Genomic DNA, 10,805 nt, shown 5'->3' on the forward strand with positions numbered 1-10,805 from the left:
GACCGCGCCGAACGTCTGGTCGAGCACGTACCGCCAGTGGCAGAACATGTCCAGGATGATGCCGCCGCCCTCTTCGGACTTGTAGTTCCAGGACGGCCGCTGCGCCTCCTGCCAGTCGCCCTCGAAGACCCAGTACCCGAATTCGCCGCGTACCGACAGGATCTTGCCGAAGAACCCTCCGTCGACCAGCCGCTTCAGCTTCCGCAGGCCGGGCAGCGACAGCTTGTCCATCACGACGCCGTTCTTCAGCCCGGACCCGACGACCAGCTTGGCCAGGTCGACGGCCGCGTCCAGGCTCTCGGCGATCGGCTTCTCGCAGTAGATCGCCTTGCCGGCCTCGACCGCGGCGCGGACACCCTTCTCGCGCAGCTGGGTGAGCTGGGAGTCGAAGTAGATCTCGACGTCCGGCTCTGCCAGCGCCTCGGCGAGGTCGGTGGTCCAGCGTTCCAGCCCGTGCTGCTCGGCGATCTGCCGCAGCTTCAGCTCGTTCCGGCCGACCAGGATCGGCTCGGGGATGATCATCGTGCCGTCGGCGGCGGGCAGTCCGCCCTGCTCGCGGATCGCCACGATCGAACGCTCGAGGTGCTGGCGCAGGCCCATCCGCCCGGTGACGCCGTTCATCACAATGCCGATGCGTCGCTCGTTCACAGTCCTGCCTCCCACGCCGCCCACTCTGGAAAGGGCTTTCCAAGCCCCGCGAACGCAACCATAAATGCCCCCCACCCCCCAGTCAACCCGCTACGGAAAGCGATCTCCACCCCCCACCCCCGCCGAGTCGTGAGAACAGGCTGTGATCACCCAGCCGATCCCCACGACTCGCCGAACCCCACCCAAGCCATCCGCCACGACTCGGCGGACCGGGGGTCGACCCGTTGCTCCGAGTGGGCGGAGGGGGGTTGTTCGCTGCGGGTGGGGTCGAGGTGGTGCTGGGGCTCGGTCGTGGGTGGGGGTGGTTTAGGGGCGGGAGGTTCGTACCGCGGTGATGGCGGTGGTCCATTCGGTGCGGTGGTGGGTGCGGTTGGTGGTGGGTTGGAAGGTGCGGAACGTGCGGTTTGACGCCCAGTCGGTGGGGGTGCCGAGGGTTTGCCAGGCCAGTTCGGCGGTGCCGAGGGCGGAGATCTCCGGTACGTCGGCGGCTTCGACCGTACGGCCGAGGAGATCCGCCTGGGTCTGCATGAGCAGGTCCGACGCCGTCGCGCCGCCGTCGGCGCGGAGCGTACTGAGGCCGCCCGGGATGGTGTCGGTGATGTCGCAGATCTGGTGCGCGACCGCGTCGACGGCGGCGCGGGCGATGTGGGCGCGGGTGGTCGAGCTGCTCATCCCGGTGAGCGCGGCGCGGGCCTCCCGGTCCCAGTGCGGCGCGCCGAGGCCGGCGAAGGCCGGTACCAGTACGACGCCGTCGGCCGCCGGGACGGCCGCCGCCAGCCGCATCAGCGCGCCGACGTCCGGTAGCCCGAGCAGGTCGGCGGTCCAGGCGAGCGCGGCGCCGGACGAGACGATGTTGCCCTCCAGGGCGTAGACCGGGCGGTCGGTCAGCCAGGCGAGCGTGCAGCCGCCCGGTACGAACTCCGCGACCGGCGTCATCACGGACGAGCCGGTCCCGTACGTCGCCTTCACCATCCCGGTCCGCGTGCACCCCTGGCCGTACATCGCCGCATGCGAATCCGCGAGTACGGCGACGATCGGGATCCCGTCGGGTAGACCCGGCACGTCCTTGGTGGACCCGAAGCCCGCATCCGACCGCCGTACTTCGGGCAACGCCGCTCGGGGCACCCCGAACGCCGCCAACAGCTCTGCGGACCAGTCCAGGGAGGTCAGGTCGTACAGCAAGGTCCGAGCTGCGTTCCCTGCATCAGTCAGGTGCTCCCGGCAACCAGTCAGCCGATGGATCAACCAGCTGTCGACGGTACCGACGGATGCGTCCGACCGATCCAGCAACCATCGCATCTTGGGTGCCGAGAACATGGGATCGACGCGGAGTCCGGTACGCCGTCGTACCAGCTCGTCAACTGTTGCGGGAAGTTGGGCGCACCAACTACTGGTACGAACGTCCTGCCATCCCAGTACTGCGCCGACGGGATATCCGGAGCGATCCCATCCCACCACGGACTCGCGCTGGGTCGAAAGCGCGATCCCCGCGACCTCAACTCCACCACCCGTACCCCCGGCGGCGGTGCTCCGGCAGGTCGCGATTGCCGTCAGCGTGCTCTGCCAGATGTCCTCGGCGTCCTGTTCCACCCAGCCGGGTCGAGGGGTGAAGAGGGCGACGGGGGACGAGGCCGTGGCGAGGATCGTCCCGTCCGCGGTGATCAGGGCGGCTTTGGAGTTGGTGGTGCCCTGGTCGATCGCGAGTACCGCCTGGCGCATCGGCTCTCCAAGTTTCAACTGAGGTCTTGACGGGACTCTAGCGCCGTGGTGACACTCGGGGCGACAGGTTATGCACTACTGAATATCTATTCACAGGATCAAGAACAAGAAAAGCGAAAAGCACGCCGCCTTCGGCGGCGGATGTGGGACGGCAACCGGACAGGAAGAGCGCGGAGTGGGACCGCGACCGGATAGGGAGAGCGCGGATGTGGGACGGCGACCGGGCAGGGAAAGCGCGGATGTGGGACGGCGACCGGAGGAGAACAGCGTGAAGGCGAGTAGACGGCGGGTGATCATCGACACCGATGCGAAGAACGAGGCCGACGACCAGTTCGCGATCGTGCACGGACTGTTGTCGCCGACCTTCGACATCCGGGGCCTGATTCCCGCGCACTTCGGCACCCGCCGGTCGGATCGCAGCATGGAAGAGTCTCGCGAGGAGATCGACCTGTTGCTGGACCTGATGGACCTGACCGGCCAGGTCACCGTCGCCAACGGCGCGACCACCGGCATTCCGGACGAGCAGACCCCGCTGGACTCTCCCGGCGCCCGGCTGATCATCGAGGAGTCGAAGCTCGCCTCGAAGGACGACCCGCTGTTCGTGGCGTTCCTCGGCCCGCTCACCGACATGGCGTCGGCGATCCTGCTCGACCCGGAGCTCGTGCACCGGGACGTGGTCGTGATCTGGATCGGCGGCCGCGGCTATCGGGGATACGCCACGTACCCGGGGATCGAGTTCAACCTGTCCAACGACATCCACGCGGCGAACGTGGTGTTCGGCTCCGGGATGACCGTCTGGCAGGTGCCGAGCGACGTGTACACGAAGGTCTCGGTGAGCTATGCCGAGCTCGAGGAGAAGATCGGCGACGCCGGCCCGCTCGGGAAGTACCTGATCGACCAGTTGGTCGAGTGGAATGAGAAGTGCCACGGTGAACCGATCGAGTCGCGGTCGCTCGGCGACTCGCCCGCGATCGCGCTGATGCTCTACCCCCGCAGCGGGGACATGCGGGTCCGGCCCGCGCCGCGGTTCGGCGTCGACGGCTGGTACCTGCCCGGCACCGACAACCCCATCCAGGTCTGCGAGCAGGTCGACGTGCGCTTCCTGCTGGAGGACATGTTCGCGAAGATCCGCCGTTTCGCCCGCCAAAGGAGCACCCAATGATCACCCGCCGAGGATTCCTAGGTTTCACGTCCGCCGCCGCGCTCGGCGCCGGTCTGTCCGCCTGCACCGGCGGTGGTACGTCGGCCAGTACCGGTGCGACCGGCTCCGCGTCGAACAACCTGCGCCTGTTCACCTACGAGGACGACTCGACGATCGGCCTGCTGAAGGCGCAGGTGAAGAAGTTCGACGAGCAGAACGGGACCACGACCACCGTCGACAGCCTGCCCGGTTCGGGTGCCGCGGTGTACCCGGACAAGCTCCGCACCGAGCTCCTCGGCGGCAAGGGCCCGGACGTCTGGCGGATCTGGGGCGGCCAGATCGGAGCGCCGTTCGCGAAGGCGCGGCAGGCCCTCGACCTGAAGCCGTACTACGACAAGTTCGGCTGGGACTCGAAGCTCAGCACCACCGCGATCAGCGGGATGACCTTCGACGGCGTGAAGTCCGGCGTACCGTTCGTCCAGCTGGGGCTCGGTGCCTGGTACAACAAGTCGCTGTTCGCGAAGGCGGGTGTGAGCGCCCCGCCCACGACGTACGCCGAGCTCGAGGCCGTGAACGACAAACTGGTGGCTGTCGGTGTCACGCCGTGCGGGCTGGGCGGCAAGTACGGCTGGGACATCATGCGGCTGTTCGAGTACCTGCTGGAGCACACCGCCGGACCGGACCTGCACGACAAGCTGCTGACCGGCGCCGAGAGCTGGGACCGGCCCGAGGTGGTCCAGGCGTTCACGCTGTTCAAGAAGTGGCAGGACAAGAAGTGGTTGCCGCAGGGCGCGCTCGGCCTCGACCCGTCCGATGTCGAGCCGTGGTACGTGCAGGGCAAGACGGCGTACACGATCGCCGGGCAGTGGACCGAGGCCGGCGCGATCCTGAGCGCGAAGAAGAGCCCGTCCGGGTTCGGCAACTTCGAGCTGCCGACCGACAAGACGCCGGCCCGGCACTCGGGCTTCGTCGAGGGCTACATGATCAACGCCAAGACCGGTAACGCGGCCAAGGCGGCCGCGCTGATCGACTTCATCGTGAAGCCCGAGGCGCAGAAGGCGATGAACATCACCGCCTCCACCGTGAAGGGCGCCGAGCCGGACCCGAAGACGCTGCCGCTGTCGGCGGAGTGGTCGACGAAGTACGGCAACAACGGGTTCTACACGATCCAGGACCAGGCTTTCCCGAAGAAGCAGGCCGATCAGTACTTCAGCGTGCAGAGCGACCTGCTGCAGGGCTCGGTGGCACCCGACGCGGCGGCGAAGAAGATGCAGGACATCGTCTCCGCCTGGGCGAAGAGCTGAGCGCATGGCCGGCACAGTCGCACTCAAACGCGGTGGCCGTTGGTCGCCCTGGTTGTTCGCCATCCCTGCCTTGGGGGTGTACGTCGCGTTCCTGGTGTACCCGGCGTTGTCCTCGTTGTGGTTCAGCCTGACCAACTGGGACGGGCTGAGCGCCTCGTACAAGTTCGTTGGCCTGAGCAACTACTTCAAGCTGCCGCAGGACGCGGTCGTCGTCACCGCGGTGAAGAACAACCTGATCTGGACCGTGGTCACGATCGCGGTCCCGACCGTGATCGGCCTGCTGCTCGCGATCGCGCTGAACGGGAAGGTGCGCGGCAAACCGATCCTCCGGCTGATCTTCTACACGCCGGCCGTGCTGCCGCTGGTATCGATCGCGAGTATCTGGGGCTGGCTCTACAACCCGCAGTACGGCGCCATCAACTCGGCGCTGCGCGCGATCGGGCTGGACGGCCTGGCGCAGGCGTGGCTCGGGCAGGACTCGACCGCGCTGTGGGCGGTGATGGTGCCGGCCATCTGGCTGCGGACCGGTTTCCCGATGTTGCTCTACTTGGCCGCCCTGCAGGGCATCCCGAACGAGCTGTACGAGGCCGCGACCGTCGACGGTGCGACGAAGTGGCAGCAGTTCTGGCACGTCACGATGCCCAGCCTGCGGCCCGCGCACTACATCGTGCTGGCGCTGTCCCTGATCGATTCGTTCAAGGTCTTCGACCTGATCTACGCGATGACGTACGGCGGCCCCGGTACGTCGACGCAGGTGATGGGGACCTGGATGTACTTCAACGTCTTCCAGTACTACCAGGCCGGTTACGGCACCGCGATCGCGGTCGTGATCACACTGGTAGCCATCGCGGTAGGCATCCCCTACGTCCGCTCCCAGACCAGGCAGGCATCATGACCATCACAGCCCCAGCCCCGGTGGACCTGCCGCTCGAGACCACGCAATCCAACAGCCCCGGGCCCAAGGGCCGTCGTGGCCTGGTGATGACCCTCGTCCTGGCGGTAATAGCCCTCTTCTGGATCTCACCACTCGCCCTCCTGGTGATCACCGCCGTACGCCCGCTCGCGGACTTCATCGGCAACGGCCCGCTGAGCTGGCCCGACCACCTGACCTGGACCAACTTCAAGGATGCCTGGGGCATCGGCAACTTCGCCACCACGTACCGCAACAGCGCGATCCTCGCGATCATCAAGGTCCCGCTCGGTGTGCTGGTGTCCGCGATGCTCGGCTTCGCGCTGGCGAAGCTCCGGATGAAGTTCCGCCGGACCGTGATGTTCTCGGTGTTCCTCGGTCTCACCATCCCGATCTACATCACGATCGTCCCGGTCTTCATCATGATGCGCTCGGCCGGCCTGACCGACAGCATCTTCGGGCTGATCGGGCCGTACCTGGCGTTCGGCATCCCGTTCGAGGTGCTCGTGCTGCAGTCGTTCTTCCGGCAGATCCCGGACGAGATCATCGAGGCCGCGAAGGTGGACGGCGCCGGCGACTGGCGGGTGTTCTTCACGATGATCCTGCCACTGTCGGTACCGGCCCTGGTCACGGTGGCGATCCTGGACGCGGTCGCCACCTGGAACGAGTTCCTGTTCGCGCTGATCCTGCTGAATTCCGACGCGCACAAGACCATCCCGGTCGGCCTGCTGAACTTCCAGGGCCAGTTCGCCAACAACAACACCGGTCTCGCGGCAGGCATCCTGATTGCCGTGGTCCCGATTCTGATCGCCTACACGCTGCTTCAGCGCTGGATCGTCGGCGGACTCACCGCCGGCTCGCTCAAGGGTTAGGAACCAAAGATGACTGATCTGCCGGTCTTCGGCGCAGGTATCTGGCACTTCGCCACCTACAAGGACCGCTATGCCACCGACGGGTACGGCGAACCCGTCGGGCTGCTCGAACAGATCGACCGTGCCGGCGCGGTCGGCGACCTGTCCGTCGTCGACCTGAACTGGCCGTTCGCCGGGTACGACGGGACGCTCGACGAGGTGAAGTCCGCGCTGCGGCGGAACAACCTGAAGGCGATCGCGATCACCCCGGAGATCTACACCAAGGACTTCGTCAAGGGCTCGCTGACCAACCCGGACCCGGCGAAACGCAAGCAGGCGACGGAACTGTTGCACCAGGCAACCGAGTTGGCGAAGGACCTCGGCTGCTCGTACGTGAAGCTGTGGCCGGGCCAGGACGGGTGGGACTACCCGTTCCAGGTGAACTACCACGACATCTGGAACCTGGCGCTGGACGGCCTGAAGGAGCTGGTGTCGGCGCACCCGGACATCAACTTCGTGATCGAGTACAAGCCGCGCGAGCCGCGGGTGAAGATCATCTTCCCGAACGTCGCCCGGACCCTGCTCGGGATCGAGAAGATCGGACTGCCCAACCTCGGCATCCTGCTCGACTTCGGCCACTCGTTGTACGGCCTGGAGACGCCCGCCGACGCGGCGCAGCTGGCGATCGACTACGGCCGGCTGTTCGCGATCGACGTGAACGACAACCTACGCGGCTGGGACGACGACATGATCGTCGGCTCGGTGCACCTGGTGGAGACGTTCGAGTTCTTCCACACGCTGCGGAAGAACAACTGGGACGGCGTCTGGCAGCTCGACCAGTTCCCGTTCCGCGAGGACAGCGTGCAGGCCGCGAAGCAGGCGATCACCTTCCTGAAGGCGATCCACCACGCGCTCGACGTACTCGACGACGAAGCGCTCGCGGCCGCCCAGGCCTCGCACGACGCACTGGCCGCGCAGAAGCTGGTCCAGAAGGTGCTGCTGAGTTCGATGGCGGAGATCGTATGACGCTGACAGTCGAGCACGCGACGCTGCCGGTGCTCGGGCGGCTGCCGATCCACAGCAGTCGCGCCGAGCAGATCGCGCACATCGCCGAGGCCGCCCAGCAGATCCGGATCCAGGACCTCAAACTCGTCCACCACGCCGGCGCCGGGCACATCGGCGGCGACTTCTCCGCGATCGACATCCTGGCCACCCTGTACGGCGCGGTGCTCGACATCTCGCCGGACACCGTGCACGACCCCGAGCGGGACCGCTTCATCCTGAGCAAGGGCCATGTCGCGGGCGCGCTCTACACGACGCTGGCCGCCTTCGGGTTCCTGCCGGTCGCGGAGCTCGCCACGTTCCTGAAGCCGCTGTCCGCGCTGAACGGCCACCCGAACCGGAACAAGGTCGCCGGCGTCGAGGCGAACACCGGTCCGCTCGGGCACGGTCTCCCGGTCGCCGTCGGGCACGCGCTGTCGGCGAAGCTCGACGTCTCGCTCCGGCGTACGTACGTCCTGGTCGGGGACGGCGAGCTGCAGGAGGGTTCGAACTGGGAGGCGATGATGGCGGCCTCGCAGTACCAGCTGGACCGGCTGACGGTGATCGTCGACCGGAACCGGCTGCAGCAGGGCGCGACCACCAAGGAGACCAACGACCTCGACCCGCTGCCGGAGAAGGCGGCCGCGTTCGGGTTCGCGGTCGTCGAGGTGAACGGGCACGACCACGGCGAGCTGCTCGACGTACTGTCCGCGGTCCCGTTCCGGCCGGGCAAGCCGACGTTCGTGATCGCGCACACGCACAAGGGGCACCCGATCTCGTTCATGAGCAACAACGTCGCCTGGCACCACCGGGTCCCCGATGCCGCTGAGTACCAGCAGGCCCTGAAGGAGCTGCAATGACCGTCCTCGACACCCGTTCGATCGCCGATCAGCCGCGCTACGACTGCCGGGACGCGTATGTCGAGACCCTCGCCGAGCTCGCGCACGCGGACCACCGGATCGTTGGCGTGGTCAACGACTCGGTCGGATCCAGCAAGCTGAACAGCTTCCGGAAGGCGTTCCCGGACCGGCTGATCAACGTCGGGATCGCCGAACAGGACATGGTCGGCGTCGCGTCCGGGCTGGCCAACGGCGGCCGGATCCCGTTCGTGTCGGCGGCGTCCTGCTTCCTCACCGGCCGCGCGCTGGAGCAGATCAAGGCCGACGTCGCGTACTCGAACACCAACGTCAAGCTCTGCGGGATGAGCCCCGGCGTCGCGTACGGCGAACTCGGGCCGACGCACCACTCGATCGAGGACATCGCCTGGCTGCGGGCCATCGCCGGGATCCGGATCATCGTCCCGGCGGACCCGATCGAGACCGCGGCCGCGCTCCGCTGGGCAGCCGCGTCGGAAGGGCCGGTCTTCATCCGGGTCAGCCGGATGAGCGTGCCGAAGGTGTACTCCGAGGACTACACCTTCGATCTCGGCAAGGCGATCACGGTCCGCGAGGGCACCGACGTCACCGTGATCAGCAACGGGACCGTTCTCTGGCGGGCACTGGCCGCCGCCGAACTGCTCGCCGCGGAAGGGATCTCGGCGCGGGTGCTGTCGATGCCGACGGTGAAACCGCTGGACACCGACGCGGTGGTCGCGGCCGCGCGGGAGACGGCCGGCATCGTGACCGCCGAGGAGGCGGTGACCGGTGGCGGTCTCGGCGGCGCGGTCGCCGAGACCGTCGTACAGCGGTATCCGGCCCGGGTGACGATCCTCGGGATCCCCGAGTTCGCGCCCACCGGGTCGGCCGGTTATCTGCTGGACCGGTACGGCCTGTCCGCCGCGGGCATCGCCGACGCCGCCCGCCGGCTGGTCACGACAGGTAGCTGACCAGGTCGGCGATCGTGATCATCGCGAAGCCATGAGCGTCGGCGAACGTCCGCAGCTCGGTCCCGGACATCAGCGTGCCGTCGTCGTTCATGAGCTCGCCGATCACGCCGACCGGCGGGAGGCCGGCCAGCCGGAGCAGTTCGACAGTGGCCTCGGTATGACCGGGCCGCTGCCGGACCCCGCCGTCCACGGCACGCAACGGCAGGATGTGACCGGGCCGGATCAGGTCCACGGGCTGCGCCGAAGGGTCGGCCAGCACGCGGACGGTCCGCGCCCGGTCCGCGGCGGAGATGCCGGTACCGACACCGGTCGCCGCGTCCACGGAGATCGTGTACGCCGTCCGCAGGCTGTCCTGGTTGTCCGGGACCATCAGCGGCAGCTCGAGCCGGTCCAGGATCTCGGAGGTGGTGGGTGCGCAGACGTACCCGCTGGTGTGGCGGACGAGCAAGGCCATCAGTTCGGGGGTGGCGAGGCTCGCGGCGAAGGTCAGGTCGCCTTCGTTCTCACGGTTCTCGTCGTCGACGACCACGACGGGCCGGCCGCTCGCGATCTCGGCGACGGCGCGTTGAATGGTGTCAAGGCTGGTGAGGGTGTTCACGGTCGCTGTCCTCTCGGCAGTGTGTTTCACCAGCACTCCGGGGCAACGACAAGCCCCACGACCCCGGATTCGGGGACGTGCAGCTGCCACGTGCGTCTTCCCATCCGGACTTTCACCGTCGGTCCCGGAGTTCCACCAGGTCAACCGCTTCTTCTCACGAAGTCACGGGTCGCGGACTGTCACCGCCGGCTCGGAATTTCACCGACCCCAGAGCACGTGTGTTCTTCTCGGATCAGCTTAACGGCAACCAGCCCCCCAGGAGTGTCATGTCCATCTCACCCACCTGGCACGAGATCGAGTTCCCCACCACCGAGGACTGGGTCGATTTCGAACACGAGTCCGGGCTCCGCCTTCGGCGCCCAACCTTCTACGACGGCGGGGCATCCCGCGCCGCGGGTGGAGCTGGCGGCGCCGTCGGCGCCGGGCGAAAGGTGCGCTTCGCTGCGCCCGTCGCGGGGCGGTGGCGGTGGGCGGGTGGTGGTGAGTCGGATGAGTTCGAGGTACGGCCTGCGGCCGCGGAGGAGACCAACCCGTTCTACGCGCATGGATTCTGGCGGATGGCGGATGGTGGGCGAAGTTTGGTGCATGCGGACGGGACTCCGGCTGTGCTGGTGGCTGATACCGCTTGGGCGTTGCCTTGGCGTGCTACGCCGGAGCAGGTTCGTGAGTACGCCGCTGACCGGCAGGCGAAGGGGTTCAACGCGGTGCTGCTGATGACGGTGCAGCCGGACATGCGGGCGGTCGGGCCGCGGAATCGGACTGCTGACG

General features: G+C 67.5%; 11 protein-coding genes and 1 riboswitch. Of the genes, 8 read left to right on the forward strand and 3 right to left on the reverse strand.

Annotated elements, in window-relative coordinates:
• Together VFF46_RS21605 and VFF46_RS21610 are read right to left on the reverse strand one after the other, a co-directional pair.
• A partial coding sequence (locus VFF46_RS21605) for a Gfo/Idh/MocA family oxidoreductase (RefSeq protein ID WP_325038990.1) occupies positions 1 to 648 on the reverse strand: 648 nt, incomplete at its 3' end.
• 306 nt (positions 649 to 954) lie between these two features.
• Positions 955 to 2,367 carry an FGGY family carbohydrate kinase gene (locus tag VFF46_RS21610; RefSeq protein ID WP_325038991.1) on the reverse strand — a complete coding sequence of 471 codons (1,413 nt, stop codon included), beginning with the start codon at positions 2,365 to 2,367 and terminating at the stop codon, positions 955 to 957.
• A gap of 268 nt (positions 2,368 to 2,635) precedes the next feature.
• On the opposite strand from VFF46_RS21610, the gene VFF46_RS21615 reads away from it, so the two are divergent.
• Genes VFF46_RS21615 through VFF46_RS21645 form a run of 7 tightly spaced genes read left to right on the forward strand, consistent with a single transcriptional unit; the run spans position 2,636 to position 9,439 of the window.
• Entirely contained in the window at positions 2,636 to 3,529 is an 894-nt protein-coding gene (locus VFF46_RS21615) for a nucleoside hydrolase (protein WP_325038992.1), read from the forward strand.
• On the forward strand, positions 3,526 to 4,812 hold the full coding sequence (locus tag VFF46_RS21620; protein WP_325038993.1) for an ABC transporter substrate-binding protein: 1,287 nt from the start codon (positions 3,526 to 3,528) through the stop codon (positions 4,810 to 4,812). The genes VFF46_RS21615 and VFF46_RS21620 overlap by 4 nt, the downstream gene beginning before the upstream one ends.
• 4 nt (positions 4,813 to 4,816) lie before the next feature.
• Positions 4,817 to 5,707 carry a sugar ABC transporter permease gene (locus VFF46_RS21625; protein ID WP_325038994.1) on the forward strand — a complete coding sequence of 297 codons (891 nt, stop codon included), beginning with the start codon at positions 4,817 to 4,819 and terminating at the stop codon, positions 5,705 to 5,707.
• Positions 5,704 to 6,594 carry a carbohydrate ABC transporter permease gene (locus VFF46_RS21630; protein ID WP_325038995.1) on the forward strand — a complete coding sequence of 297 codons (891 nt, stop codon included), beginning with the start codon at positions 5,704 to 5,706 and terminating at the stop codon, positions 6,592 to 6,594. The genes VFF46_RS21625 and VFF46_RS21630 overlap by 4 nt, the downstream gene beginning before the upstream one ends.
• A gap of 9 nt (positions 6,595 to 6,603) precedes the next feature.
• Positions 6,604 to 7,599: a sugar phosphate isomerase/epimerase family protein gene (locus VFF46_RS21635; protein ID WP_325038996.1), complete on the forward strand. Its 996-nt coding sequence runs from the start codon at positions 6,604 to 6,606 to the stop codon at positions 7,597 to 7,599.
• The gene (locus VFF46_RS21640) at positions 7,596 to 8,474 is read left to right on the forward strand and encodes a transketolase (protein WP_325038997.1); all 879 of its coding nucleotides are present in this window, start codon (positions 7,596 to 7,598) and stop codon (positions 8,472 to 8,474) included. The genes VFF46_RS21635 and VFF46_RS21640 overlap by 4 nt, the downstream gene beginning before the upstream one ends.
• Entirely contained in the window at positions 8,471 to 9,439 is a 969-nt protein-coding gene (locus tag VFF46_RS21645) for a transketolase family protein (RefSeq protein WP_325038998.1), read from the forward strand. Before VFF46_RS21640 ends, VFF46_RS21645 begins: the two co-directional genes overlap by 4 nt.
• On the opposite strand, the gene ribB is transcribed toward VFF46_RS21645, so the two are convergent.
• Positions 9,423 to 10,037 carry a 3,4-dihydroxy-2-butanone-4-phosphate synthase gene (ribB, locus tag VFF46_RS21650; RefSeq protein ID WP_325038999.1) on the reverse strand — a complete coding sequence of 205 codons (615 nt, stop codon included), beginning with the start codon at positions 10,035 to 10,037 and terminating at the stop codon, positions 9,423 to 9,425. The two genes, VFF46_RS21645 and ribB, sit on opposite strands and share 17 nt — an antisense overlap.
• A gap of 86 nt (positions 10,038 to 10,123) precedes the next feature.
• Positions 10,124 to 10,257, reverse strand: a riboswitch (FMN riboswitch).
• A gap of 46 nt (positions 10,258 to 10,303) precedes the next feature.
• Here ribB and VFF46_RS21655 point away from each other — a divergent pair.
• The coding region (locus VFF46_RS21655) for a DUF4038 domain-containing protein (RefSeq protein ID WP_325039000.1) at positions 10,304 to 10,805 on the forward strand (502 nt) is incomplete at its 3' end.

The organism is Kribbella sp. (genome assembly GCF_035655035.1).
Classification (GTDB): Bacteria; Actinomycetota; Actinomycetes; order Propionibacteriales; family Kribbellaceae; genus Kribbella.

Excerpts from the sequence above, each read along its gene's own strand:
- VFF46_RS21610 (WP_325038991.1), bottom strand. The coding sequence starts at position 2,367 with ATGCGCCAGGCGGTACTCGCGATCGACCAGGGCACCACCAACTCCAAA.
- VFF46_RS21620 (WP_325038993.1), top strand. The coding sequence starts at position 3,526 with ATGATCACCCGCCGAGGATTCCTAGGTTTCACGTCCGCCGCCGCGCTC.
- VFF46_RS21625 (WP_325038994.1), top strand. The coding sequence starts at position 4,817 with ATGGCCGGCACAGTCGCACTCAAACGCGGTGGCCGTTGGTCGCCCTGG.
- VFF46_RS21630 (WP_325038995.1), top strand. The coding sequence starts at position 5,704 with ATGACCATCACAGCCCCAGCCCCGGTGGACCTGCCGCTCGAGACCACG.
- VFF46_RS21635 (WP_325038996.1), top strand. The coding sequence starts at position 6,604 with ATGACTGATCTGCCGGTCTTCGGCGCAGGTATCTGGCACTTCGCCACC.
- VFF46_RS21640 (WP_325038997.1), top strand. The coding sequence starts at position 7,596 with ATGACGCTGACAGTCGAGCACGCGACGCTGCCGGTGCTCGGGCGGCTG.
- VFF46_RS21645 (WP_325038998.1), top strand. The coding sequence starts at position 8,471 with ATGACCGTCCTCGACACCCGTTCGATCGCCGATCAGCCGCGCTACGAC.